Below are 26,374 nucleotides of genomic sequence, written 5' to 3' on the forward strand. Positions count from 1 at the left end.
TTATCCCAGTAGCACATGAGTTGAACCGGTGGTAATTATGCCGCCATGGGCACAAGCATCTCCCAGACGAGCTGCTGGCTTGTTACCAATGAGCACCTTTGTGCTCCCCGCCACGATGCTGTCTTGAGGGCCGGTACAAACAGCCAGGCTACCGACTGTCGCAGCAGGCTGTCCCTCAATCAGTACCGTTGATACACCAGGTGCGATGATGGGCCCACCAATGTGTGGGATCGGAGGCAAACCGGGGGATACCTTGGGACATACATGCATATCTGAAATACGGGCTGCGGGCTGTGCCATTATTTATTTTCCTGATTAATCCATTGTGTTAACAAATTACGTGCACCTTCATCTGGGTTATCTATGCTTTGAATAACCCACATAAGTAACATGCAATGGCACATCTGCCGACTAAGCTGAGGGACGGGAAAAATCGGCTCAAGTCCTTCCGGACTCATACTCCCCTCGCTCCAAAACAACGAAAGACCAAGTGCACCTGCCGGTGTATCAAAACCCTGAGCCTCCGCCAGATGAAAGATCCGCCATCGCAGCGCATCACTTTTCTGGACAGGCCAACGGCGTATTTGATCAAGCAACTGGCCATCACTCGCTTGTTCTAGCGCAACTATCTCGGCTAACCAGACACATAACCTGGCTGGGGCAACCTGCTCTGTCCACAGTTGAAGGGCCTGTTCCCACCGCCCAGTGTTGACAAGCTGTAACGCTTCAGAGCCCCAGGCAGAGGGGTAAATAAGATGTTCTGACATTGTCATTCTTTAACCAATGTTGATGATCCCACCTTGGATCCGCACCATACCTTTGCCCATAATCTGGGCCATCGCACCTTTTAGCTCCGTTATTGCAGCCCCGTCGATTTTGATGATATTGCCACTGAGAGTGATGCCTACTGGCGTCAGGGCGATCTGGGAAGAACCCACTTTCAGCGTAATCGATTGATTTGATTCGATAACACAGGCTTTTTTGGTGTTGATGCTGCAGCCCGTGGTTGTGAGGGCGTAATTACCGTACACCTGCTGCTGCAAATGACCTTTTTTCAGTATTAAAGTCTCATTACCTTCCACAATCTCGGTGTCACGATCGGCGCCGATTTTGCAAATCACTTTACGGCTCACCAGGCTAGTCCAGTCATTTTTTACCGTCAGCTGTAAGTCTTTTTGGGCAGTCATAGTCAGTTTCTCTTCGCCTTTCGTATCGTTAAAGCTCAGACGATGCCCTTCCTCCATACCGCCCTTGCTGGAGCTTCGCGATACGAACCCAGACTCATTTTTTTCTCCCGGAAGGGGGAAGGGGGGGTTATTCTCACCGTTGTAAACGGTGCCAATGACCAGTGGAAAATCAGGATTACCCTGAATAAAGCTGACGAGTACCTCACTGCCAATGCGCGGTAAAAATTGCCCACCAAATCGATTACCTGTCCAAGGCTGGGAGACGCGGACCCAACAAGAGCTGGTGTGGTTATGCTGGTTTTCGTTATCCCATGGGAATTGGATTTTGATACGGCCATATTCGTCGGTGTGTATCTCTTCGGAGGTAGGGCCCACCACTCTGGCTGTCAAAACGCCTGCAATCTCTCTTGACTGATGGGTGCAAATCGGCCGCCAAACGACACTGTCATGCAATGCGTGGATCGTGCTGTTGCAGTGACTGGTCTTTTGCTCAAAATTATTGGTAGCATCGATAGTCAGTTCGTGAATACGAAAACGGCCATTATCCGTCGGGTGCTCCGTAAATTCGAAGACTTCTCCGCAACTGAGCCAATGTGCATTTACCTGTGCCTCGAAAAAACGGGTGTTGGTTTCATAGGCCTCGATAATTTTTTTTGTCATGCCAATAACCTGGTCGCGTTCACCCTGCGGCGTAATGTCTGTGCGGGTCACGTGATGAGCGCGAGGGTATTCGCTCCTGGATGTTAACTTGTGTGAAATACGGGCGGCTTGTTGCGCGTTATACCCCGTCAGCATTACGGCATCGGGAATAAGTGAGGAACACGAGGACCAGCGGTCAATATTCCCCGCTGTCAGTATTTTGCCATGGTGATGCCAACACAGCGTGGAGGAGCTTGTGGGGTGCCCAGACGGATGGTCAGCTAGAACCAATTGATGTTGTGCTTCACTATGTGTGAAAAAGTAATAAATACCCTCCTCTTCCAAAAGGCGGCAGATAAAATCGAAGTCGGATTCCCGATACTGCATACAGTATTCGCGCTTCGAGTACATGCTCCGCAATTGTATATCTACTGCGGTGATGTGATGCTCGCTGAGCAGTGAGCTGACGATATCCGGCACTGAAATATTCTGCCAGATACGCATCGACCTGCCCAGGCGCAACAGCGCGAAAGCAGGTTCCAACGTTAACGTACACAGCCTCTGATTATCTCTGTCTCGATGACAATTGATCTGCGTGATAACACCGTGCACATGTCGTCGAGGCCATTGATTTCCCTCTGTGCCAATTTGGCAGGACACGGATTTCCCGTGCAGAGCCGCTATTTCTTTTTCATCCAGTTCGGTCAAAGAGCGCAACTGGTAGTGAAAAGGGGCAGAAATTGACTCCTTACCCGTTAAAGAGAGCAGGAGCAAGTCATCAGCAACGGCACCTTTCCAGTGCAGAAAGTGGCAGTGTTGCATTTCTCTAAATTGTGTTTTTACACTCATCTTTCAGTTTCCTATTAAAGAGTGACAAACCGGCAGACAAACCTGACGTACCGACATTGCCTCACTCTGGCTAATGGAGGCACTGAATCCGAGTTGACCTGTGCCAAGAGGAACCGCTTTGCTATGACTTATTTCGAGATAAATAGAGAAGTCCAGCACCGGGCCAACGTATTCACGGATACGTTGCCAGATTTCCTGATAGTATTTTCCTTGTGGAACGAAATGTTGCGCCGCAGTCTGCTCTATTGGCCCTAATATCACGTTGAAATGAGACTGGATATCCCAACGCACAGAACCAATCATTGGAGCGTTTTCCAGTTTCTGATCCACGTGGCCTAAACGACAGCGCTCTATTTCACTGAGCGGTAACCATTTGCCGGCAAATGGGCGAATTTGCACAGGGACGTTGAAGTAATGACCGAGCCAAGCCTCCAGGTTAACGACGGTCCTTACCGGTGAGGAAAAAAGGTGCGTGTATCGTTCTGATGCTGTCGTCAGTGGCCCCGTACAAGCCTGTGCAATCTGTTGCACAAGGGGCCTGGCCTCAAATTCGGCCTGCGCATAGAAATGGTTCTTTTGCCATGCCAGGTAATCTAGACAATAAAGTCTATGATCAAACATATTCAGAAAGGCTTTGGCACTGTCGTCACCATAGCGGTAATGGCGCTCTATCATCCACTCAGTGTAGGCCGTTGGTAACGCCCCCTGCCCCCCCGTCAGTCCATGTTGCCACAAGGTGACGCAGAGTCGCTCCTCCGATAATTGACGTGCGATACTCGCCACCTGGCCGTCGGTTTTTTTCAGTGAAAGCGTCGATGTCAGCGACAACTTCCTGTCCAGAATCTCAAGCATGGGCGTTTTGCCATCACGCAGTTTGCGCAGCAACACTCTGATCTGCTGATAGAAACTGAATTTGCTGGTGATGCGCGTTAAATCCACGATAGTCTCCCTACCCGGATCGGATAAGTGTGGCGAGTATACGGCTCATTTTCGATGATAGTGGTCACGCGACTGAAGCTGTTGACGGGCGCGTAGAGGCCGAGGAAATGGTCTAGAAAACAGCACAGTAGATAATATTCCGGCTCGTGGAGCATGTCCTGATGGAAAACAAGTGTCAGTTCGATGCCCCTAGCCAGCGAATGCGGATCATTGCCATTCAGGCGCGCAGTCACCGGCTGTACCTCAATGCGCAGCAGCATGTCAATCATACGGGTGATCTGCGGAAGCTCCTGGACGTTATAGAGCATTAAAGTTTCGCGTAAAATATTCGCCCCATCCGTGCTGCCAAGTGACATATGATTGATTGAGAGTTGTGAAATCAGGCGCCACTGCACCGCATTGCTAGCAGGCGGCATAATGGGACGGGTTGGCCGGTTCAACGCGAGGATTTTTATCCCGGCAAGTGGCATATCTGCGTCAAAATCGCCTTCTGGGTGGCCATTTTTCATCTGGCTAGGGAGTGAGTGATTGGTGCATGAAAGGCTGATCGTAACGATATCTGCATCTGATGTAACAACTTCGGCGGTGGTATTGGCAAAAGCAATAAACACCTTGTTATCCGTTCCGTTCGCTGTCACGGTTTGACGCTGAAAACTTTGCCAGTAAATACCGGAGCCCTCCGCCTGGCGCGTATGCTGGATACCAAACAACGGAAGTATTGGGCGCATGACGATATTGTCATGCTGCTTAGTTTGAGCAATCACATCGTTGATGGCCCAGATATCAATCTGATCCTGCCTGCGAATATCCGGGATCACCGGGTATTCTGCCGTACCTTCATTAAGCATGATAGGCTCAGCACATTGTGCAAACAGGTTCACCGCTGGCGTACAGTGCAGTCTGAAGAAGTTCTCATCAATGAGTCCAGCCAGCTTTTCCAGATGAGGCGCCAGATGAGTGCGGTTGAACACGACGTCCAGTTCAAACGTCGTATTGGCCGAAGCCCTGAACTGTTTGGGTAGCTGTAAATCCAAAAAATGAAACTTTTGTGGGAAACAGAAATACTCCTGTAGCAAGGCGTAAATAGATGCTATTCGTGGGTCTTTGGCCAACACGCCTTCTTGAGCCTGAAATCCCACCGGATTCACCGAATTGGGTTTGAGAGAATAATGCTGCTCACCATAATGCAGGCTCAGCGTTTTTATGGCTGAACAGAGCAGGGTATAGATCATATTCACGGCATTACTGGGGCCATGTAGAAATACGCGTAGATTGTCCCCATTGACAGTGGCTCCAGACCAAACATCAAATCGCAGATGCAGACACCAATTCAAGCTGTTTTTATCGAAAAAAAACCGTGCATTGTTGATCGCAAGAGGTTGTAGCGTTACGGCGTAAACGGTTTGAAACTGGCAGACTGCCTCGCTAATGTGACGTGAAAACAGCGACGTTCCAGCGGGAATCGTCGTCTTTTCAGTTATGCCACTTTTCAACCGATCTGGCTCAACAGCCACAATACACGTAGACGGGATAGGCCTGAGAAACTGAGGAGCCAGTGTAGTGAGAAGCGCTTGAGCCACTTCAGGCATATCGTCATCTAATCGTTGGTGGATCCGCGCGGTTAATAAGGCAAAAGATTCGATGAGCCTTTCAACATGAGGATCTTCCGATCCTCCGTCAACCATGCCTAACCGTCTGGCAATTTTAGGGAAACGCTGGGCAAAGACTTTGCCATGCTGCTTCAAAAAAACCAGCTCCTTCTGGTAGTACAAGAGCAGCTTATTCATACGAGTGAAATCCTACTGGCACACTCATCCCATACCAGTTGAAACAACATGGGTTCTTCCCGATACTGCGCCTGTATGTCAAACATAACCTTGGCCGTCTGACGAGAACCTGCCTTGACCGCAACATGAGTAAGCCTGGGTTCAAAGCGATGTAATGCATTTTTTATTCTCTGCTCAATAACCCGTTTCTGTTGTTCAAATTCAGTCAACTGCGTCACAGAGGCGTTAATGCCATAATTTAAGACAGAACAGTTAACCAAAGAAATATCCTCAAGAAACGCTAAGCGTGAGCATGAAGAAAAAAGCATCCCCAGTTCATTTAACAACCAATTGTTATTTTCCTCAAGGAACGAGTCCTCCTCCCTATCCGGGTTGTTATCGCTCAGGCGCAGCAATAGTGACGGCATTTTACACTCTCAAAAAAAATGGATCTGCACTGCATTCACGTTATTATTTAAGGGATTTTTCTGGAATGTCATATTTAATTGGGCCGATTTTATCCAGACTGGTATCCATCGCATTAGGCACGTTAAAGGTCACCTCAACCATCCCCTCAAAATCGAAAGCAATGTTCATAAAGAGTTTTTCACGCATTTCAAAGCGTATGTAATTAATATTACAGTCATTATAAACTGTACGTTGTATTTCATAATCCTGATCAAAATGATCTGAACCACGATGAACAATGGTTATTGTGATTTTTTTATAGCCACGTTGTAAGTATTTTTCATACAAGTTGCTGCTATCCTTTGTCACCAGAATAGAAGCATGGACAGATTCAAAGTGGGCACCATCTTTACCCGAATAGGTGGAAAGCCCCTCCGGAGAATAAGCCTCCATCCAGTTTTTGTATTTCTTTTCTTCAGAAGAACCAGAGACCACTTTATTGTCAATTTTAATTTCAATAAACTGACAGTCTTTCAACTTTGCCATTATGAATATCCAATACATTAATGATGTTAAATACTGACTGTTGCAGGTAAGTTTGCGACTAATCGCAAAGACATACTTAAACCTTCAAGCTGGAAGTGGGGTTTTAGATAAGCAATGGCACGGTAAGTACCAGGAAACCCCGGTACTTCAACAACTTCAACACTGGCCTCGCGTAACGGATGTCGGGCTTTGGTTTCCGGCCCTGCATTATCTGAAGCGACAACGTACTGCATGAGCCATTTCTGCAAATACTCCTCACATTCATTACGCGACATAAAACTGCCTACTTTGTCCCGCACGATAGATTTCAGGTAATGAGCAAAACGCGATGTCGCCAGAATATATTGTAGCTGTGTAGAAAGATGGGCGTTGATATTTGCCTGTTCAGAATTATATTCACGCGGTTTGTTGACCGATTGCACCGCAAAGAACGCGGCATAATCCGTCCCTTTACAATGCACCAAAGGAATGAAACCAAGGTCAGATAACTCTTTCTCTCTGCGGTCAGAGATGGCGATTTGTGTTGGGCACTGCATCAAACGCTCGCCGTTTTCCGCGATGTAATGGTACGCCGGCAGCGCGTCAACCAGCCCTCCCCCCTCCACGCCTCGGATCGAGGCACACCAGCCGTACTCTTCAAAGGATTGTACGATACGCCCCGCCAATTCATAGGCAGAGTTAACCCACAGGTAGTCAGAACCCACCGCATCTTCACGCAGGTACTCAGTAAAATTGAAGGTGTCGACACTCACTGTTCTTGCCCCGTAAGGCATCCGCCCGAGGACTTGGGGAAGTGTCAAGCCGATGTAACGGCTATCCTCTTTTTGCCGAAAAGAACGCCAGCGGGCGTAATCACTGGTTTCGAAAAGCTTTGCCAGATTGCGTGGTGCCTGCATTTCAGAAAAATTGTTCATCGACAGCATTCCGGGCGCAATAGCGCTCAGAAAAGGGGCATGCGCCGCAGCAGCAACATGGGAAATGTGCTCCAGCAGCTCAATATCCTGGGGGGTATTATCGAATTGAAAATCGCCGATAAATGCAGCAAAAGGCACGCCACCAAATGTGCCATATTCACTTTCATACACACATTTAAACAAGGTCGATTGGTCAAAGTCAGAAGCGGACTTAAAATCTTTGCTTAAATCACGCTTGGTACATTGCAACAATCGAATCTGAGTATTCTCGGTAGCGCTTGCCTGTACGAGTTTATGCAGCCCGCGCCAGGATGACTCTTTACGCTGAAATTCCGGTGCATGAATGATGAGACTGATTTGTCTGGACAGAAGTTCATCAATTGCAGCAATGCGACCTTCAATACTCCCAATAAGATCACTTGAAACCACAATTGCACCAGAAACGACTTCCGTCAGGAAATGACGGAGCTGCGTTTGCATACGATGCCGATCAGATTCTCGCCGGATCGCCTGAGTGTTATCAATGACTTGGTTCAAATAACCCTCGTTAACCACAGCAGGCATGCTCCGTAACAATTCGGATTCGATAGTCATCACTCACCATCCTTTGTTTGACTTGATACTGATGAGATAAGCTTGGGTTGCTGTAGCAACGTGAGCAGATGTTCTTTCAACATTTCATTACCGGCAGCACGGTTACGTAGATCGCACAAAATCTCCCGCAGCTCGACAAGTTTTCGTAGTGGCTCAATTTGCCCAGCAATATGATCTGGCGAGAAATCGTCAATATGGTTAAAGACCAGGGAAACCGACAGTTTCCCCTCTTTGCCCGGCAACACGCTATCGACAAGAAACTCACCCTCTGGCCTCATTGACGACATGATCTCGCTGAAATTATCCTTATTGATATTAAGGAACTTACGTTCACGCAACGTATTGTCAGGCTGTGTAAAATCACCAAGTACACCGATCACCAAAGGTAACTCTTTAATCTTTTGTTCATCGCCTATTTCTACGTCGTATGTAATCTGTACCCTAGGGGACTTATCTTTATTTAATTTGTGCTGTGTGCTGCTCATATGTGGTTCTACAAATAAGTGACAGGTTGAAATGTCGACACTATTGCCAATGACTTCATCAAACCTCAACGGCTGACGACCTCTATGTTTACAATTAGCGATTAAAGATCAAAAGGTTGAGTTGATTAAAATACTCACGAGAAGATCAATTTTTCAGTACTTGGGTCACCACAGACTGTCAAGCGATGTAAATATGGGGGAATGGCTGTAAATTTAGTTGACAAAAAACACCTCATGCAAATCTTGTCGATTGTAATGGTACGAAACACTGAATATGTCAGCCACTTTACAACAACACAAAAAAACAATCAAGCGTGGTTGATTGTTTTTTTGTGTTGTTGTACTATCTCCCAGAGCTAATAGTATTGCTGCCTATACATTTGTTTAATAATTATGGATAAAAATTTGATATTAATAAGTGTTTCAATTAAGAAATGGTGAATCCGTTCTCCTTTCACATCTAATTTATTGTGCAAAAAAACCGACAGAGACGTACTGGCAGAGTAACTTCCTGCCAGATAAATGAGTAATGAATTGAGAATAAATGATGCTGGCGCAGGAAAAACATATTTCGGAGTTACTGGTATGGATCGACAAAAACCTTTGTAACCCACTTTCTTTGGATATCATTTCTGAAAGATCCGGCTATTCAAAGTGGCATTTACAACGCATGTTCCGCCAACAAACCCATCGCTCTATAGCCGCATACATCCGAGCTCGCCGTCTCTATCTTGCGGCCCTCTCCTTACGCTACACACAGAAAAGCATCCTGAAAATTGCGTTAGAATACCAGTTTGATACACAACAAACATTCGCACGTTGCTTCAAAAAACACTTTGGTGAAACTCCCGGTGCTTATCGTAAGGCGCGGCAACATCACTTCAATCACCTAGAACCCCTTCTGTCATTGGTTCCTGCTAAAGACATTTCGATTGATTATGTTAATATCGCTCCAAAAGAGTACTCACTATCGGGACAATATTATTCTTACCATTTACCTGTTGAGAAACTAGATAGCTCACATGCTAAGATTCGTGATGAAATAAAAGAACGATTTTATAACCAATTTAAACTGCGCCCTGAAAAAACTTATGCATTGACTCGTTTTATACCTGCCGGTGAACAAGTCAAGGTTGACTATATTGTCGCTGTCGATAGAAAGTACGCAAATGGGCGTATTCTACGTGAGCTCCCCAAAATAAGTGGGAAGTTTTGCCGATTCCGTTATTCCGGCAAACCCGTCGATTTGCATGAACAAATCGTCAGTATTTATACTAAACTCTTCCCCCTATTTAACTTGGTGCGCCGTGAAGGATACGATCTAACGCAGTTTCATTATTCATTCGACAGCGATAAAATATTACATTTGGAATACGAGTATCTGATTCCGATCATTCATAACCAGCACATTTCAAAGTCATCGTTGCCTGTATAAACGGTTCTGTCGCATTAACGGGCACAGGCCAGCCAAAGTGGGTGTTGCCGATTATTTAGGCAGCCAACAGATAAAATTGTTCCGCAGGTGACAATACCTCACTTTCCGGATGCTGATATTGTCCTTTGCGTATCATGTGGATCAATTCGATGCCCGCCAAAAGCCCCTGTGCCCGTCGAAACGATTTGAATCCCAGCATCGGTCTTATCCGGCGTTTGATATTGCGGTGATCTTGCTCAACCAGATTGTTTAGGTACTTACTTTGCCTCACTGTAATCGTTTCCTCATCGGGTTTGTCGGCGTTGAGCGTGGCCAAAGCCGCTGTGTTGGCCCCACTTTTATCGATAGTGACCCCCTCGGGTTCGCCGTGATGACGTATGGCCTTGCGGAAGAAGCGCAATGCGGCGGCGGCATCACGTTTGGCAGTGAGCAGAAAGTCGATTGTCTGGCCTGATGTGTCAACAGCCCGGTACAGATACTTCCACTGCCCGTTCATTTTGATGTAAGTTTCATCCATTCGCCATCGACGACCCACCGAACGTTTATGCCGGCGGAATGCCTTGTCCAACAACGGCACCAGACGGATAACCCAGCGATGCAGTGTGGAATGGTCAACAGCAATGCCGCGTTCAGCCATCATTTCCTCGAGATTGCGCAAGCTAAGGGCATAAGCCAGATACCAACGCACACATTGCGCGATGATATCGATGGGATAATGCAAGCGTTTAAAGGCATCATTTCTGATCAGAGACATTAATAGGCAACATTACAAAAAAACAGCATATTACCTGACGCCGCCTTAACGCGACAGAGCCCAAAGGCGTCAGGTTTGGCCGCAGGCGCACCATCGACCGTAACGCAGTGCTTGCGCTTCGTCAGGAAGGTAATGGTGCTACAGCTATAGCCAGGGAGCTAAGCATCGCCCGCTCTACGATATATAAAATTCTGGAAGACGATAATCTTACACAATAGAGCCTGTTTTTTAAAGTTAAGATAATGATAAAAATAACTTTTTAGACGTTAGGTGGCACTTTTCGGGGAAATGTGCACGGAACCCCGACCTTTGTGCTTTCCTCATGTGATTTGTTGGAAGTATAAACATATCTTTACAATTTGAAGACAAAAAAATACCTGTCTTGGGGTATAAAAACGATGCCTGACATGCCCATATGACCAGGTACCCCAACTATTTTGAGATTTGGAAAATCTCCTCACGCAGGTAATGCATACCTGCGTTTTTTTTACTATTTTTTGATGAAGGCCCTTTAGCTCAGTCGGTTAGAGCGCGCGACTCATAATCGCTCGGTCGCTGGTTCGAGTCCAGCAAGGGCCACCAATTACGATTATCGCATATTGGCTATTCGCTCTGTGTCCAGGCTGATGGTGTGGCGAAGACGGTAGATGGCTTGATACACAGGCAAAGGGGACATTCTGGTTTAGGGATCTCCACTCTCTGAATTTGCGGACAGCTGAATGTCCCCTTTGCTGTGATGAGTGTCTCTCCCCGACTATGATGCCTGCCAGCGGTATGTTTCTGTCGTTACGCGCTTTAACGATAACATCATCAACCTAAAAAATGGCGGTTGTTGAGACAAGGGGCTACGTTTACAAGCTGTAATCGTGTTAGGCGGGCCACCCATTGGCTCAATGTGTATTTACCGGGATTGATAAAATCATGGCAGATATTGCTGATGAAGCACAGAATGAACATGAAAAGATGATCGAACGTGGCTTGATGGCCATACGGTCACAGTTTACAGCAAGCAGTGCGCTTGTCTGCCAAGATTGCGGTGAGCCGATACCGGAACGACGTCGTCACCTGTTACCTGGTGTCAAGACCTGTGTCCTGTGCCAGGAGCGAAAAGAGTTCCAGCATAAGGTTGGGGTTTATCCTTTGTTGACTCGCCATGCTGTCAATCAGGACGAAGAGTGATTGGTGGATCTATAGGGGGATGAAGCCCAACTGATTAGAAAAGTACGTTAGCGTGTCAACATTTTTATTTCCAGACAACCTATATATATCTATGAAGCTAATCTGGTAAAACTTTCAAAAAAAATTGCCGTGTTTTTCCCTGCGGTTGTGATCCCAATCCCTATAGGCGACAGCTGACGTTTATTTGTTTATCCCGTTATTTTTAAACTATTTTGGTGTGGTTCTTATGAAGCTAAGTACAAAACTACGTTCATTTACTTTTTTAGTTGTCGGCGGGTTATCGATATTAACATCTAACGCTGTCGCATCAACTCCGGATGTATGGGACGAACATAATAAAATGGTTATAGCTAGCTGTATTAAAGCAAGCAACTTTAAGGAAATAACGCCAGTTGTAAGCAGGTTGATGGGGTTTTCAGATGAAGTTGGTTATACGGCACTATTATTACAGGGTTTTTATCCTCAACAACATATGGAAAATCAAAAGGGGCGGGAACTTTGCCTTTTCAATAAAAAAACGCAAAAAGCCTATATCAGCGAAGTTGACGGTTATCAATAATAGATAGGGGGTGTTGGTACCAGCGTCCATACTGAGCAATGGGCGGTTTTTTGCTTACCATTCTGATGTTCATTTATGGGATCTTTGCCGCGATGACGCTACCAATACTGCAGATCAGGAAGAAACATCTTGATGATTAGGTGGTTGGTCTTAGCGAGGCAGAAACAAAAAAACCACCAAAAAAGGTGGTTTTTTTGTGCTGTTCAGGTTAGCGGCCTTCCCAGCAGGGCTGTGTTACCAACGTAACGCAAGCGCATCCAAGTGCCTATATTTTGGGCTGCTTTACATGCACTGTCAAGTGCCTGTTCGCGAAAGGTTAGTGTACAATATGGTGGGGCCTTCCCGCTGTGTAGCAACGGGCATCGGATTCAGGGAGGGATTTCCAACGGCCGTAAACGCAAGCGCATCCAAGTGCTTGTATTCGCGGTTTCATCTCCGGTGGTGGCATCGTGAAGCGGTCTTCGCAAAGGACCGCACAATGAAACGGTACATTTGTATTGTCATCGTTGTATCTGGTGCATTGTTGTCATCTGGGAATGGGGGTTGGAGTATTTCCAACAACTCAATTTCGGTGATCATCAACGCAGCAGACAAGTAAGCCAGGTGACCGCCCCTATATTGGGGCGGTTTCCTTACGCTCAGTATGACGACTGCCAGTCTGTACCGTCATCCCAGCGTGACTGCCAGTGTGCCAGGTACGACTGAGCCAGTGCAGGCATCTCGCGTATGACCAAGACACTTTCTGAGTTGGCCCGGGCCGCAGCTCTCGTGTAGTTAAAACTTCCTACTTCAACAGTATGATTATCCTGAATAATTACCTTATCGTGCATAATGGCGTAGTGACCGTTCGTCCGTAACTGAATTCCTGCGTTCACCACGATGTTTATTGCGGCCTGATTAGCCTTATTCCGGTTTCCTTTATCATCAAGCACGATTTTTACGTCCACTCCGCGCTGATGTGCATTGACCAGTGCTTTTACGACCTCCGGTGAGGTGAAAGAGTAGCCCATCATGCGGATGCTCTGTTTTGCTGAATCTAAGGTGTTCAGAACCAACTGCAGTGCGCTGCCTTCCGGAGAGAATCCTGCTTCAATAGTCGGTGTCGCAATGACAGGGCTCTGTCGCGTTAAGGCGGCGTCAGGTAATATGCTGTTTTTTTGTAATGTTGCCTATTAATGTCTCTGATCAGAAATGATGCCTTTAAACGCTTGCATTATCCCATCGATATCATCGCGCAATGTGTGCGTTGGTATCTGGCTTATGCCCTTAGCTTGCGCAATCTCGAGGAAATGATGGCTGAACGCGGCATTGCTGTTGACCATGCCACACTGCATCGCTGGGTTATCCGTCTGGTGCCGTTGTTGGACAAGGCATTCCGCCGGCATAAACGTTCGGTGGGTCGTCGATGGCGAATGGATGAAACTTACATCAAAATGAACGGGCAGTGGAAGTATCTGTACCGGGCTGTTGACACATCAGGCCAGACAATCGACTTTCTGCTCACTGCCAAACGTGATGCCGCCGCCGCATTGCGCTTCTTCCGCAAGGCCATACGTCATCACGGCGAACCCGAGGGGGTCACTATCGATAAAAGTGGGGCCAACACAGCGGCTTTGGCCACGCTCAACGCCGACAAACCCGATGAGGAAACGATTACAGTGAGGCAAAGTAAGTACCTAAACAATCTGGTTGAGCAAGATCACCGCAATATCAAACGCCGGATAAGACCGATGCTGGGATTCAAATCGTTTCGACGGGCACAGGGGCTTTTGGCGGGCATCGAATTGATCCACATGATACGCAAAGGACAATATCAGCATCCGGAAAGTGAGGTATTGTCACCTGCGGAACAATTTTATCTGTTGGCTGCCTAAATAATCGGCAACACCCACTTTGGCTGGCCTGTGCCCGTTAATGCGACAGAACCAGAATATCCAACATTATTTCATAACAATACCTGCTATCTGGCTATGAAGATCTACGTCATCAAAATTACTGTTCGTGGCGTAAGTCCCATGGTCTGGCGTCGGCTAAGAATCGCTGTTGATACGTCGCTGGCCGCACTTCACTCCATTTTCCAGATCGTGCAGGGCTGGGGTGATGATTACCTCCATCAGTTTCATATTTACGGCAAAGATTACGGTATCTCTTACGACGGTGGCATTGGCTTTCCGGATAACCCGTTCCAGACCGTGATTGATGATTTTAGTTTTGATATCGGCGATCGCTTTACCTACGAATACAACTTCTTTGAGCACTGGCTTCATGACGTTCGGGTTGAGGCCATTCATGAAGACTCAACGCTGAAAACACCATTTTGTATGAGCGGCCATGGCATGCCCGGAGCAACGGCTGCGGATGAAGCGGATAAGACGCTGGCTTTTCTGGAGGCCATCGTTAATGCGGATGATGCAACAACGGTCGGAGAAATCCGGATCTTTGTTGACGACCTGGATGCTGTTCGGTTCAATCGCAATAAAATCAACAGGCAATTGAGCAAACTCGACCTGGCGGCGCCAGCACTGGAACCTGAAGTGATCTGGTTGGATCGCCGCCGCTGACGGATATCTATAAAGGTGTCCTTCTCTAATTCAGGAAATTGGCGCGCTCAGGACCAGAGGTGTCAGACTCAGGATCGCCTGCGACCACGTAAGCCTCGGCATTTCAATATATTATAAACTTCGCAACCAGATGAAAAACCAGTAACCAGGAGATAATCCCACCACCGCAGGAGGCAACGATGAAATTGACGCTCCAGATAGTTATAACCGATGAGTCAGGCGTGAGCCGAACGGAAGAACTGATGACATTACAGAAGTCAGGAGATGCCCGAAATGATATCGGATTATCGCTTTCAGAGTCGAAGAGCTTGCTGAATACCGTCCAGCAGTCAATGGTTCAGCAGCAGGCGGACGAATACACTCACCAGCATATCCAGTGTCCTCACTGCCTTGCAGCGCGCAGAATCAAAGGCCGGCAGAAAATACAGTACCGGACACTGTTTGGCATTATTCCCGTATCGGGGCTCCGGGTGTACAGATGCCGCTGCGAAAAAAGTACAACAAAGACCGTCAGCCTTCTCAGTGACTGGGCGGGCGATCACACTCATCCTGCCCTGAAATATATAGAAACCCGCAGGGCCTCAATGATCTCGTATGAAATGACGACCCGTCTGCTGAAAGATATTCTGCCAGTGGGAGACAGCCTAAATGCCTCAACGGTGAGGAATAACTTATGTCAGGTGGCGCAGCGCCTTGATGCAGAGGCAGAAGCGAATTCTGGCTTTCTTTCCGGTTGCCCCCGCGACTGGGGGAACCTGCCCAGACCAGGTAAACCGCTTGTGGTAGGTATTGATGGGGGTTATGTTCGGGATCGGGACGACAAAAAGCGAAATTTTGAAATTATTGCCGGCAAATCCTTTTCAGTCGGGTCTCCGACAGACACGCGCCGCTTTGGTTTTGTCCAGAATGACGACTGCCATCCGGAACGCAGACTAATGGCACACCTCTCCGCCCAGGGAATGCAGGCCAACCAGCAGATATTTTTTTATCCGATGGCGCGGATAACCTGAGGGAACTGCAGTAATTTTGTTGCGTTAATGACATATAAGCAATACGACGCAATAACGCGTATAAGACAAAGCATGTGTCGATTTCGCGTCGGAATTTATGGTTTTGACGCTATCACTGTTCAAATGCTCCCGCTGATCCAATTTGCAGCCGCGAGGTTGCCATGCTCAATAAAAAACACCATTTTTCAATTGGTTATTTTTTTTCTGAACCTGTTGTTTCTTAAAAATACAATAGCATTAAACGATCGATAGTGTATTTTCAATTTGTTTAACCTATAGATTAAATCAATCAATCAAGACTGATTGATCTGTTAAACCGATCAATGTATGATGCGTTTCAAGATAAGTGCCAATGTCAGTCCAAAGCCGTTCGCAAGCATCACAGACTCATTGGGCGTTAAATATACAGGGGCGAACTTCCATGGTGTTGTATTTCAAACGTGTTATTTAGAGGCTCAAATTCGGTAACCTGTTGGTCTCTGTGCATGTTCGTCCATTTTTAGGTTTCCACACGAATCCGTGTGATGTGCGTGTTACTGCCATGACGATGGCCATGCCCCTGATACCCAAGCAGAAAAACAGACAGCGTGGTGTTATGACACAAAAAATTCTCAAAAATGCAGCGCTGCGCCTTCTGGTTGAAAGCGGCAGCGTCAGTGCCTTAAACGTGGTTGGGACTGATGGCGGCTGGATATTAAAGGTTAAGTACGGTCTGAGTGAGCAGACCCTGGCGTCACAGGCTCGCCCGGTCAGGGTGTTCAAAAAGCTGGACACATTGGTCATGTACCTCAAAAAAATTGGGGTTGAACAATTTGATATCGATACATCAGGTTATTCCATTGATGCACGCGCCGGCCTCACTCGTCCGGATCGCTCAGTGGCGCTTAAGCGGATACATGAGGCTGCAGCAAGTCATGTGGAACCAATTAAAAGATAACCTGACGATTAACCTACGTCATGAATGGAATAATTAATGACAATTGTTTCAAGGAAAACACGAACTCCCCCAATGATAGAGGGTGATGGTAAACTGAGTTTTCTTGCCACCACCAAACGGAGGGTATTCTGAATAATATGTCATTGTTTTCCGGCGTCGCAGGTGATGGCTTTGTTGCCTTTTTCACTCTCACTCTCACCCTCACTGATTAAGTGGTGAGAATAAAAAAGTAAATATATATCATAAAAATCTTACAGTTAAATGGGTGACTGGAATCTGTAAGTTACGTTTCAATAATGAGATAAGTGAACAACACCATGATGAGAAAATGAAGATAATCCACCTGTGAAATCATTGTGATTTTCACAATGTAAACAATCATTCTTTACTGGGCATTTTAACGCTCAATACAGTGTATGAGTGAGAGCTAAATTATTATTTCTCCTCATACTGCATTCGATATGCACACTTTTTCAATAAACTCTAAACATGGCTAAACAGTATGAAAATTAAGTTAATTTCTTCTATCATCGCAGTCTCGTCACTTGCATTTCCGATGATCTCTTCCGCTGCAACAACAGTTAATGGTGGAACCATCAAATTTACAGGTGAAGTCGTTAACGCCGCCTGCGCAGTTGATGCCGGCTCATCCGATATGACAGTTCGTCTTGGGCAAGTCCGCACGGCCATGCTTAATCAGGCAGGAGCAAAAAGTGGTCACCAGTCTTTTACTATCGTCCTGAAAGACTGCGACACTACCGTATCAACTAAAGCATCTGTGGCTTTCCAAGGAGTTGCGAGTGGTTCAACTGGGGGAGCGATACCAACACCTTTTGATAACGTTTTGGGGTTGAGTGGCGGTGCCGCAGGGCAGGCGACAAATGTAGGTATTCAGCTTTTCTCTGACAATGACACAACGCCATTGAAAGTCGATGGCACTCAGTTCTCCACGCCGAAAACACTGAGTGATGGTGAAAACAGGCTTTCTTTCATGGCTGCATACTATGCAACCGGCGTAGCTACTGCGGGCTCGGCTAACGCAGAAGCAAACTTTAAGGTTCAGTACCAATAATTCTCACTGCAAGGAAGCACTCAAGGTCAGGATGACCTGTTTTGCGTAGCCCGCCCAGGAGAAAAGCTATGTTGAAAATGCAATCGGCGTTTTTTTTGATGCTGCTGCCTCCTGTTGTCTTCGCTGGTAATCAATGGAACGTGACAGTCGCAGGTGGAAACATGCGATTTCAGGGAGAGATTATTGCTGAGGCCTGCCGTGTTGAAGCGGGGAGTCATAACATGACCGTGATTATGGGACAGGTTAGCAGCAACCGGTTTCACGCTGTAGGAGAGGACGCGGGACCTACCCCCTTTGAAATTAATCTGTTGGACTGCAGCACCGCGGTAAGCCAACGGGTTAGCGTGGCTTTTCATGGTATAGCCGATGGCAAAAACCCGGAGCTCCTGTCAGTCGGCGAGGGGAATGGTGTGGCATCGGGCGTTGGAGTGGCCATTTTTGATGAAAAGAACCAGTTAATCCCGGTCAATGGCCCCGTGCGTTCTTGGACCACATTACCCAATGACGGCCCTTTATCTGTGCATTTTGTCGCTAAATACCGCGCTACCGGGCATACCGTAACGGGTGGTGCAGCCAATGCTGAGGCCTGGTTTTCCCTGACATATGAATAACGCGTGGTTTTTGCAATACATCACACGTTCACCGAAAAGACAAAATCACTATACCGGAGTTGTAGTAATCCATGTTTACCAAAATGAATCCCCAACATATGCCAGTATCAGTGGCTCGCCTTTTGCTGACCGCTATTGTCGGTACGGCTATCATGCTTGGCGCCACTCATGCAGATGCCGGTGTGGCTCTTGGCACCACACGCGTGATATACCCGTCTGACCAAAAGCAAGTGCAATTGGCGGTCACTAACAACGATGAAAAAAGCACCTTTCTGATACAGTCATGGGTGGAGAATAGTGACGGAAAAAAAGATGGGCGTTTTGTGATTACACCGCCGCTGTTTGCCATGCAGGGAAAAAAAGAAAATACCCTGCGTATTATCGATGCAACCAATAACAAGCTTCCCCAGGACCGCGAAAGTCTCTTCTGGATTAATGTGAAGGCCATTCCCTCTGCCAGCAAGGTCGAGAAGAGTGAGAACACCTTGCAACTGGCTATTACCAGTCGTATCAAACTCTATTATCGTCCTGTCGGACTGACGTTGAAACCGGAGATTGCGGCAGAAAAGCTGCGCTTCAGTCGTCAGGGGACGGAGTTGAAACTCATTAATCCCACGCCGTATTTTCTGACGGTCACTGAGTTGAACGCCGGTACCCGCATCCTGGAGAATGCACTCGTGCCTCCGATGGGAGAAACCACGGTAAAAATGCCCACAGACGCCGGAACAGCCATCACCTATAAAACCATCAACGACTACGGTGCAGTGACGCCCCAGATGAAAGGGGTGATGCAGTAATACGGTGTCTGTCACATCGGTAGTGGATGCCACCGAGTGATGAAATATCAAGTTCCCCTTGAGCGATGTGTGTTGTCGCAGAGGTGGGGGTCTTTTACTGAAGTAGGGAGCAGGCCGTTTCGGCTCACAGACCGTTATGTTTTCAGAAAGAATCTCTGTACGTCGTTACGTGCTGGCGCCACTTGCTGCGTTGATGGTACCGGTGTTTCCGATCAGCGCCGAGTTATATTTCAACCCCCGTTTTCTGTCTGACGACCCGGCGGCAGTGGCTGACCTCTCGCGGTTTGAAGGTGGTCAGGAACTGCCACCCGGCACTTACCGGGTTGATATTTATCTTAATAATGCCTTCGTTGCTACCCGAGATGTTGCATTTCAGGCACAGGAGGGGCAACAGGACTTGATGGCGTGTCTTACCGCCAAGCAGTTGCTTGGCTTCGGCGTCAATACTCGTACCATCCCCGGCGTGTCAGTGCTGGCTGCTGATGCCTGTATCCCATTCAAGGAGGTGATGCCTGATGCCACACAACAATTTGATACCAGCCAACAACGACTGTATCTGACTGTGCCACAAATCTATATGGGTAATACAGCGCGAGGCTATATCTCACCCGAGTATTGGGATAGCGGTATAACTGGTGCACGTCTGAACTACAGTCTTACCGGTAACCAAGCCCGCAGTCGTCACGGAGGCAATAGTCAGTATGCCTATATGAACCTCAATGGTGGGGTGAATATGGGGTCCTGGCGCCTACGAGATAATAGCACCTGGAGCTACAGCAGTGGCGGGGGGGCGACTGCACAAAAAAACACCTGGCAGCACATTAATACTTATGCCGAACGTGACATCGTTCCCTTGCGCTCACGCCTGACGCTGGGTGACAGTACCACCGCTGGCGATATTTTTGACGGTGTCCAGTTCAGAGGCATCCGTGTAGCCACCGATGACAATATGCTTCCAGACAGCCAGAAGGGGTTTGCGCCGGTTATTCGTGGTATTGCCAGGGGGACGGCCAAGGTATCGGTCCGCCAGAATGGCTATGAGATTTACCAGACAACGGTCCCGCCCGGCCCCTTCGAGATTAACGACCTGTATGCAGCAGGTAACAGTGGCGACTTGCAAGTGACTATCCGTGAGGCTGACGGCAGTACGCGCAGCTTCAATGTGCCTTATTCCTCCGTTCCAGCATTGTTGAGAGAGGGGCATTCTCGCTTTGAGTTGACGGTGGCGGAATACCGTAGTGGGAGTAGGCAGCAGCAATCACCGACGTTTGTTCAAGGGTCGCTAATGCGCGGTCTTCCCGATGGGTGGACCCTGTATGGTGGGGCGCAATTGTCTGACAAATTCCACGCATTCAACGCGGGTGTTGGCAAGAATATGGGATATTTTGGGGCCATGTCCCTTGATATCACTGATGCCAATGCCACGCTGCCGGATGACAGTGAGCATCGGGGGCAGTCAGTACGTTTCCTTTACAACAAGTCGCTGAGCGATACGGGGACCAACCTCCAGTTGCTCGGCTATCGCTATTCGACGCAGGGTTACTTTACGCTGGCTGACACTGCCTGGGAGAAAATGAGTGGTTATACCATCCAGACGCAGGACGGCCCGCTGCAAATCGAACCGAAATACACGGATTATTACAATCTTGCTTACAGTAAGCGTGGCAGGCTTCAAGTGAACGTTTCGCAACAAATTGGCCGAGAAACCTCATTGTATCTGAGTGCAAGTCGGCAGTCCTACTGGCGTACACGCAAAGCGGATGAGCAGCTTCAGGCGGGACTCAGCTCTGTCACGGGGGGCGTCAACTGGAGTATGAATTACAGCCTGACGAAAAATGCCTGGCAGGATGAGCGTGACCATCTGGTGTCATTCAACATGAGCATTCCATTCAGTTACTGGATGGGCTCCAACAGCAAGTCGGTCTTGCGAAACTCGCGGGCCAGTTACAGCACATCGAATGACCTTGATGGAAAGATGACCCAACTTGCCGGTGTCAGCGGTACGCTGACCGAAGACAACAACCTGAATTACAGCGTACAGACCGGTTATTCAGGGGGGGGCAATCAGGCCAGCGGTTCAACAGGGTATGCCGCGCTGAACTACACCGGCCGCCTGGCGAATGCGAATGTCGGCTACAGCCAGAGCGACAGTTATAGCCAGTTCTATTATGGTGTGAGCGGCGGTGTTTTGGCCCACGAGAATGGCGTTACCCTCAGCCAACCGCTTAATGACACGGTGGTATTGGTCAAAGTACCTGGTGCAGCTAATGTGAAAGTGGACGGTCAGAAAGGCGTGCGAACAGACTGGCGTGGCTACGCTGTTATCCCGTATGCCATGAATTACCGTGAAAACCGTATTGCACTGGACACGAACACCCTGGCGAGCAACGTTGATTTGGAAGACGCCGTCACGACGGTCATTCCTTCGCAGGGGGCTATTGTTCGTGCTGATTTTCAGGCCAACGTGGGCCTAAAAGTGCTTATGACACTCAATAAAAATGGCAAACCGGTTCCGTTTGGGGCTATCGCAACCGCGTCGGGCAACCAATCCGGCAGTATTGTGGCTGACGGGGGGCAGGTTTATCTCACCGGCCTGCCATTGACGGGGCAGGTATTTGCCAAATGGGGGGATAGCCCCGAAGCGCAATGCAAGGCGGACTACCGGTTGCCACCGGAGAGTGCGCAGCGTGCGCTGAACGAAATCAGTGCGGAGTGCGAGTGAACAAGATGATGAACGGACGACTTTACTCCCTGTGCCTGTGTGGGGTGCTGTTCAGTGGTATCAGCCATACTGTTGACGCAAGCACGATAACGATTACCGGCAACATACGCGATAACGCCTGTGCGGTTGCAGCTTCTTCCACCACAGTGAATGTGGACCTGTTGGTGAATGCAGCCAAGCAACTCAGTTCGGCCGGAGCGACTACGCCAGCGGTACCCTTCAGTATTGAATTGTCGCCCTGTGGTCCAATGGCGACGAATGTGAAAGTCGGGTTTACCGACACTAGCCGTATACCCGACACCCCCCTGCTGGCGCTGGATAACACGTCATCGGCAGCTGGAATGGGGGTACAACTGCTGGACAGCACCAGGACTGGCATAAAACTGAATGCCGACTCAACTAATCTCCAGTGGATCCCGTTAAAGGGGGGGCAGCCCAATACGTTGAACTTTTATGCAAGACTGATGGCAACAGGGGCGACGGTGAGTGCTGGCACAGTGAGTGCCACCGCCGGTTTTACCCTTGAGTTTGAGTAAATGGAGCTTGGAAATGAAATATAAAAGTGCCGGGCTCTTGCTTGGCCTGTCTCTGATGTTGCCGTGGCTGGTACACGCTGCTGATGTCACAATCACGGTTAACGGCAGTGTTGTTGCCAGGCCTTGTCAAACGCCTCCGGGCGATACCACGGTGGATTTTGGCGATGTCTATACCACGTCGCTGAATACCGCTAGGAGCACTACTGCATGGCAAGACATCACGTTGATTCTGAGCGGATGTCCCGTGGGAACATCAACCGTCAAGGCTACGTTCACTGGGCCGGCAGCGAGTAACGCGAACTATTACGCCAACAGCAGCATTACCGGCAGCGCTGGCGGTATTGAGCTGGAATTACAGGACAGTGCAAATGGTCTTTTGAATAACGGGGCGTCGAGGGATATACCGGTGGATTTTACAACCGGTACAGCGGAGCTGCCAGTCAAGGTGCGGGTGCGTTCGGAGAGTGGACAGCCCACCGAAGGCAATATTGAGGCAGTGATTAACGTGACTTACACCTACCAGTGAACGCAGGGACAAGAAAGAATAAGATGAAAAAAATCATGAAAGTGAAAGAACTGATGAAATTTGGTTTATTGCTGGCGCTTCTGGGTGGTTCCTCTCAAGCTATGGCTTTTTATTGTGCTGTATCGGGAGGTGGTTCTATAACAAACACTGGCGACCAGAATGTCGAGGTTTATCTAACCCCTGAAGTTCAGCAGAATCAAAACTTAATTATTGACTTATCTAGTATGATATCATGTAAATTTGGCACGGCTAATGAAAACCCAGTCCCTGGTGCCAGGGAGGAGGACTATTTATACATTGCAGGTGCTTCATATTCAGGTGGGGTGCTTGATGGTTTTAAGGGAAATATATACTACTATAGTGAGAATTACTCAGTGCCGGGTACTACTCAATCCACTGCCCGCGGTGTTTTCCCGAGAAAAAATGGATTAATTCCGATGGATGTAAAGTTATACCTTTCGCCGTTATCAAATAATAATGTAGCATCAGGCGTACTTATTGCAGAAAAGGCGCATATCGCTACATTAATAATGCAGCAAAGGAATAATGTTGATAACGGGGGGGAGCGACAAACATGGTTTATATATGCAAAAAATTCGGTCGTAATGCCAGTCGGTGGCTGCGATGTTTCTGCGCGCGATGTAAGCGTTACTCTTCCCGCGTATGATGCAACCTCAAATCAAACGTTCTCAGTGCCACTGTCGGTCAATTGCCCCAGTGGTAACAAGAATTTGTCGTATTTTTTATCGGGTACGACAGCCGATACCGCAGGGAAAATATTCAGTAATACGTCAACCTCTTCTCCTGCCAGCGGTATAGGGATACAGATGTTGGACCAAAACAATAATGCGATTACGGTCAATAATGCCGTACCCCTGGGAACAGTCGGTAATACGCCGGTCAATCTGAATCTCAAAGCTACCTATGCACAAACCGGTGCTCAGGTTACTGCAGGCAATGTCCAGTCCGTTATTGGGGTGACATTTACCTATCCGTGAATGAGCTCTGTTGCATTAGATAGGATGCTGTTTTTATGATCTCATCTGCCTGTGTCTCTGAGCTGAAACGTCTTCTGTCGCCTGCATTATCGCGTCGATATTTTAGCTCAATGTGTTCATGGTTAGGAATTTGGAAAGGCGTTTTAAAAACTTCCTGACCATAAATTGCAGCGTGATACATGCCCGTTTAGCGTGGCATAGCAAGATGTTATTGATAAAAATACCGGTTTTGATGTGTTTTAATCTAAAAACCATTTTTCAGGCGCACTTATCCAACACCGTGGTCTGAAGCCAGCGTTTTTTTTGCCATCTTCTGCAGCCTGTCAGAGAGTATTTTGGTGGCGTGATCGCCCGCCACGGCGCCGGCAAAACGCAGTCGGCCCTTGCACAGGATGCACTGGTACGGGTCGGTACCCAGAAAGGCTTTCATCAGCACCGCGAACCCTGGCTTCTGTGGTTTCTCGCGCGGCGTCATCTCCAACGCGTCGTAAACCTTTGGCAACAGCGTGCCGCGTTTACGGTTGGCCAGAAAGCCGTAGTAACGCACCATTTTAAAGTGTCGGGACGGGATGTGGCTGACATAACGCCACAGCATCTCCTCCTGGCTCAGTTTCTGGCGTTTGTGCTGCTGCGTGTTGTGGTCGTAGTACTGGTGAACGACCGAGCCGCCACGGTAATGACGGAGCTGCGACGCCGCCACCGGCGGGCGTTTCAGATAGCGGCCCAGGTATTTCACGCTGCGCCAGGCACCGCGGGTCTTTTTGGCGAAGTGAACCTTCCAGTGGCGCTGATATTGCGCCTGCAGGTAGCGCTGCCACTGTTTCTCATCGCGGATATGGCCGAGACCTGGCAGCGCGGCGGGGCTAACGCGGTCATGGCTGGCGCGCAGTAAACGGATGACGGCGCCGCGCCAGATTTCTTCGACCTGCTGTTTTTTGAAGAACAGGTCACGCCAGACCCCGTGTTTGACATCGAGGCCGCCACGGGTAATTGAGACGTGGATATGCGGATGCTGATTGAGCTGGCGTCCGTAGGTGTGTAGTGCACAGAAGATGCCGACTTCGACGCCCAGCTTGCGCGCGAGTCTGAGCATGGCGCGGGTGGCGCAGCGAAAAAGGTCGTTGAGCAGCGGCCAGTTGTTATTGAAGAACGGCCAGAGCAAGTGCGGCATGGTGAAGGTGATATGTTGCCAGTCGCAGTCGGGGAGAACATGTTGCTGCCCAGCAATCCACTGCTCGGTGCCTTTGAGGGCGCAGCTGCTGCAGGCTTTGGATTTGCATGTCTGGCAGAGGAAACGCGAATGTGTGCATTCAGCGGAGCTGCAGCAATAGCGGCGAACGCCCATGGCGCAGGTCCCGCAGGCAAGCATGCGCTCGACAGAGAGTTTGGTCCAGTCGGTGAGCTGATGGCCATTCTTCTCAAGGAAGCGCTCCCAGCCTTCATCGTGCTGGAACAGGAGCTTTGCGGGTCGCGGTATGTACATGAAAGACAGTATAAAATACGGCGATGAGGGTGGAAAGGACTTCGGCTGCGCAGCAGACGAGCTCACGCCGCAGGCGTGCTACCGTTCATGCTGCCTTTGATGATGAAGGGAAGCAAATAGCACCGATCATGGCCAGAGTGACCGGCAATGTTGAAGGGCTGGCGAAACTACTGGATCGCTGCCGCTGGCAGTTAGCTCTCTGTCAGGATAAACAGATGCCCTACCTGTTTCAGTTGATTGCCTCGCTAAATGGGGTTCCGCGCCCATTAGCCCCACATTCTTGGTAAAATTATATATATCAATACACTATGGTGATATTCTGTTACTCATTGATGGAGCACATTAAAAAATGTTGTTTATTTCACAATATCACATGTCGTGATATCTGAAACTGCATTTATTGGTCTGAAATGGGTTATCTACTGTCGTTTTTTGCCTGTTTTGATACTACGTGGTGTCAAAACCAAATTTTGGCACTTCTCCGGGCGAATTTTTCGCAGAATGAAGCACCGAACTTACCAACAAACTTACAAATTAACGGAAATATCAAAAAAATGATATTCTATTTAATTCATAAAGATAGATATCAAGCTTGGGACCTTGGGGGCAAATGGGCGAGAAACGCCATAATGGAATTTCTCAGGTTCAAGGCGTCATCCCCATGTTGAGCGAAATCTGGATCCGTGGTTACCGCTCTGTGCGCAAGCTCACTATGCCCCTTGGCAGGATCAATCTGGTTCAGGGGGCCAACGGCTGCGGCAAGAGCAACCTCTACAACGCCATCCACCTGCTCGCGAGCGCCGCTAGTGGTGAGCTGGCCCGCGCCATCTGTGCCGAATGAGGGATCCACCAAACCATATGGGCAGG

General features: G+C 48.4%; 27 protein-coding genes, 1 tRNA gene and 2 pseudogenes. 18 read left to right on the forward strand and 12 right to left on the reverse strand.

Annotated features, from left to right (window positions below):
• Genes KGP17_RS22660 through tssB form a run of 9 tightly spaced genes read right to left on the reverse strand, consistent with a single transcriptional unit; the run spans position 1 to position 8,327 of the window.
• A complete protein-coding gene (locus KGP17_RS22660) occupies positions 1 to 300 on the reverse strand; it encodes a PAAR domain-containing protein (RefSeq protein WP_200863884.1) in 300 nt (99 codons plus the stop codon).
• Positions 300 to 767, reverse strand: coding sequence for a hypothetical protein (locus KGP17_RS22665; RefSeq protein WP_223498379.1), 468 nt, complete (start codon positions 765 to 767; stop codon positions 300 to 302). Before KGP17_RS22665 ends, KGP17_RS22660 begins: the two co-directional genes overlap by 1 nt.
• A gap of 9 nt (positions 768 to 776) precedes the next feature.
• Positions 777 to 2,675: a type VI secretion system Vgr family protein gene (locus KGP17_RS22670; protein ID WP_223498380.1), complete on the reverse strand. Its 1,899-nt coding sequence runs from the start codon at positions 2,673 to 2,675 to the stop codon at positions 777 to 779.
• 3 nt (positions 2,676 to 2,678) lie between these two features.
• The gene (gene tssG / locus KGP17_RS22675) at positions 2,679 to 3,614 is read right to left on the reverse strand and encodes a type VI secretion system baseplate subunit TssG (RefSeq protein ID WP_223498381.1); all 936 of its coding nucleotides are present in this window, start codon (positions 3,612 to 3,614) and stop codon (positions 2,679 to 2,681) included.
• A complete protein-coding gene (gene tssF, locus KGP17_RS22680; RefSeq protein ID WP_223498382.1) occupies positions 3,605 to 5,401 on the reverse strand; it encodes a type VI secretion system baseplate subunit TssF in 1,797 nt (598 codons plus the stop codon). Before tssF ends, tssG begins: the two co-directional genes overlap by 10 nt.
• On the reverse strand, positions 5,398 to 5,808 hold the full coding sequence (locus tag KGP17_RS22685) for a GPW/gp25 family protein (RefSeq protein WP_223498383.1): 411 nt from the start codon (positions 5,806 to 5,808) through the stop codon (positions 5,398 to 5,400). The genes tssF and KGP17_RS22685 overlap by 4 nt, the downstream gene beginning before the upstream one ends.
• Positions 5,809 to 5,851: 43 nt before the next feature.
• Positions 5,852 to 6,334 (reverse strand): hypothetical protein, encoded by a 483-nt coding sequence (locus KGP17_RS22690; protein ID WP_021806329.1) that lies wholly within the window; start codon positions 6,332 to 6,334, stop codon positions 5,852 to 5,854.
• Positions 6,335 to 6,360: 26 nt separating this feature from the next.
• Positions 6,361 to 7,842, reverse strand: a complete 1,482-nt coding sequence (gene tssC / locus KGP17_RS22695) for a type VI secretion system contractile sheath large subunit (protein WP_021806330.1) — start codon at positions 7,840 to 7,842, stop codon at positions 6,361 to 6,363.
• A complete protein-coding gene (gene tssB / locus KGP17_RS22700) occupies positions 7,842 to 8,327 on the reverse strand; it encodes a type VI secretion system contractile sheath small subunit (RefSeq protein ID WP_021806331.1) in 486 nt (161 codons plus the stop codon). Before tssB ends, tssC begins: the two co-directional genes overlap by 1 nt.
• A gap of 544 nt (positions 8,328 to 8,871) precedes the next feature.
• Between tssB and KGP17_RS22705 the strand changes: the two genes are divergently transcribed.
• The gene (locus KGP17_RS22705; protein ID WP_223498384.1) at positions 8,872 to 9,762 is read left to right on the forward strand and encodes a helix-turn-helix domain-containing protein; all 891 of its coding nucleotides are present in this window, start codon (positions 8,872 to 8,874) and stop codon (positions 9,760 to 9,762) included.
• Between the two features lie 55 nt (positions 9,763 to 9,817).
• On the opposite strand, the gene KGP17_RS22710 is transcribed toward KGP17_RS22705, so the two are convergent.
• Positions 9,818 to 10,516, reverse strand: coding sequence for an IS6 family transposase (locus KGP17_RS22710; protein WP_223498385.1), 699 nt, complete (start codon positions 10,514 to 10,516; stop codon positions 9,818 to 9,820).
• Between the two features lie 62 nt (positions 10,517 to 10,578).
• Here KGP17_RS22710 and KGP17_RS22715 point away from each other — a divergent pair.
• The 4 genes and pseudogenes from KGP17_RS22715 to KGP17_RS22730 form a co-directional block, all read left to right on the forward strand.
• Positions 10,579 to 10,734, forward strand: a pseudogene (locus tag KGP17_RS22715) (helix-turn-helix domain-containing protein); the annotation flags it as partial.
• A gap of 287 nt (positions 10,735 to 11,021) precedes the next feature.
• A tRNA-Ile gene (locus KGP17_RS22720) sits at positions 11,022 to 11,098 on the forward strand.
• A 339-nt stretch (positions 11,099 to 11,437) separates the two neighbouring features.
• Positions 11,438 to 11,695, forward strand: coding sequence for a TraR/DksA family transcriptional regulator (locus KGP17_RS22725; protein ID WP_223498386.1), 258 nt, complete (start codon positions 11,438 to 11,440; stop codon positions 11,693 to 11,695).
• 226 nt (positions 11,696 to 11,921) lie between these two features.
• Entirely contained in the window at positions 11,922 to 12,254 is a 333-nt protein-coding gene (locus tag KGP17_RS22730) for a hypothetical protein (RefSeq protein WP_223498387.1), read from the forward strand.
• 638 nt (positions 12,255 to 12,892) lie between these two features.
• Here KGP17_RS22730 and KGP17_RS22735 read toward each other — a convergent pair.
• Positions 12,893 to 13,402 carry a phospholipase D family protein gene (locus KGP17_RS22735; protein WP_223499710.1) on the reverse strand — a complete coding sequence of 170 codons (510 nt, stop codon included), beginning with the start codon at positions 13,400 to 13,402 and terminating at the stop codon, positions 12,893 to 12,895.
• Positions 13,403 to 13,429: 27 nt separating this feature from the next.
• On the opposite strand from KGP17_RS22735, the gene KGP17_RS22740 reads away from it, so the two are divergent.
• The 11 genes and pseudogenes from KGP17_RS22740 to KGP17_RS22790 all read left to right on the forward strand — a co-directional run bounded on the left by KGP17_RS22740 (position 13,430) and on the right by KGP17_RS22790 (position 24,024).
• Entirely contained in the window at positions 13,430 to 14,128 is a 699-nt protein-coding gene (locus tag KGP17_RS22740; protein WP_223498388.1) for an IS6 family transposase, read from the forward strand.
• Between the two features lie 96 nt (positions 14,129 to 14,224).
• Positions 14,225 to 14,815 carry a plasmid pRiA4b ORF-3 family protein gene (locus tag KGP17_RS22745; protein WP_223498389.1) on the forward strand — a complete coding sequence of 197 codons (591 nt, stop codon included), beginning with the start codon at positions 14,225 to 14,227 and terminating at the stop codon, positions 14,813 to 14,815.
• 179 nt (positions 14,816 to 14,994) lie between these two features.
• Positions 14,995 to 15,836, forward strand: a pseudogene (locus KGP17_RS22750) (ISKra4 family transposase); the annotation flags it as partial.
• 530 nt (positions 15,837 to 16,366) lie between these two features.
• The gene (locus KGP17_RS22755; RefSeq protein ID WP_223498390.1) at positions 16,367 to 16,762 is read left to right on the forward strand and encodes a hypothetical protein; all 396 of its coding nucleotides are present in this window, start codon (positions 16,367 to 16,369) and stop codon (positions 16,760 to 16,762) included.
• 502 nt (positions 16,763 to 17,264) lie between these two features.
• Positions 17,265 to 17,834: a fimbrial protein gene (locus KGP17_RS22760; protein ID WP_223498391.1), complete on the forward strand. Its 570-nt coding sequence runs from the start codon at positions 17,265 to 17,267 to the stop codon at positions 17,832 to 17,834.
• 71 nt (positions 17,835 to 17,905) lie between these two features.
• Complete coding sequence (locus tag KGP17_RS22765) at positions 17,906 to 18,445, forward strand: fimbrial protein (protein ID WP_371822215.1); 540 nt, start codon at positions 17,906 to 17,908, stop codon at positions 18,443 to 18,445.
• A gap of 152 nt (positions 18,446 to 18,597) precedes the next feature.
• Positions 18,598 to 19,242, forward strand: a complete 645-nt coding sequence (locus tag KGP17_RS22770; protein ID WP_223499712.1) for a fimbria/pilus periplasmic chaperone — start codon at positions 18,598 to 18,600, stop codon at positions 19,240 to 19,242.
• 136 nt (positions 19,243 to 19,378) lie between these two features.
• A complete protein-coding gene (locus KGP17_RS22775; RefSeq protein ID WP_029712213.1) occupies positions 19,379 to 21,964 on the forward strand; it encodes a fimbrial biogenesis usher protein in 2,586 nt (861 codons plus the stop codon).
• A 5-nt stretch (positions 21,965 to 21,969) separates the two neighbouring features.
• Positions 21,970 to 22,500 carry a fimbrial protein gene (locus KGP17_RS22780; protein ID WP_223499714.1) on the forward strand — a complete coding sequence of 177 codons (531 nt, stop codon included), beginning with the start codon at positions 21,970 to 21,972 and terminating at the stop codon, positions 22,498 to 22,500.
• 13 nt (positions 22,501 to 22,513) lie between these two features.
• A complete protein-coding gene (locus KGP17_RS22785; RefSeq protein WP_223498392.1) occupies positions 22,514 to 23,026 on the forward strand; it encodes a fimbrial protein in 513 nt (170 codons plus the stop codon).
• 23 nt (positions 23,027 to 23,049) lie between these two features.
• The gene (locus tag KGP17_RS22790; RefSeq protein ID WP_223498393.1) at positions 23,050 to 24,024 is read left to right on the forward strand and encodes a fimbrial protein; all 975 of its coding nucleotides are present in this window, start codon (positions 23,050 to 23,052) and stop codon (positions 24,022 to 24,024) included.
• A 268-nt stretch (positions 24,025 to 24,292) separates the two neighbouring features.
• On the opposite strand, the gene KGP17_RS22795 is transcribed toward KGP17_RS22790, so the two are convergent.
• Complete coding sequence (locus KGP17_RS22795; RefSeq protein ID WP_223498394.1) at positions 24,293 to 25,507, reverse strand: IS91 family transposase; 1,215 nt, start codon at positions 25,505 to 25,507, stop codon at positions 24,293 to 24,295.
• Positions 25,508 to 25,536: 29 nt separating this feature from the next.
• Here KGP17_RS22795 and KGP17_RS22800 point away from each other — a divergent pair, with 29 nt between their 5' ends.
• Both KGP17_RS22800 and KGP17_RS22805 read left to right on the forward strand, forming a co-directional pair.
• Positions 25,537 to 25,794 carry a hypothetical protein gene (locus KGP17_RS22800; RefSeq protein WP_223498395.1) on the forward strand — a complete coding sequence of 86 codons (258 nt, stop codon included), beginning with the start codon at positions 25,537 to 25,539 and terminating at the stop codon, positions 25,792 to 25,794.
• Between the two features lie 374 nt (positions 25,795 to 26,168).
• Complete coding sequence (locus tag KGP17_RS22805; RefSeq protein WP_223498396.1) at positions 26,169 to 26,348, forward strand: AAA family ATPase; 180 nt, start codon at positions 26,169 to 26,171, stop codon at positions 26,346 to 26,348.
• The last annotated feature ends 26 nt before the right edge of the window (positions 26,349 to 26,374 follow it).

The sequence above is a fragment of the Serratia sp. JSRIV001 genome, assembly GCF_019968745.1.
GTDB classification, from domain to species: Bacteria; Pseudomonadota; Gammaproteobacteria; order Enterobacterales; family Enterobacteriaceae; genus Chania; species Chania fonticola_B.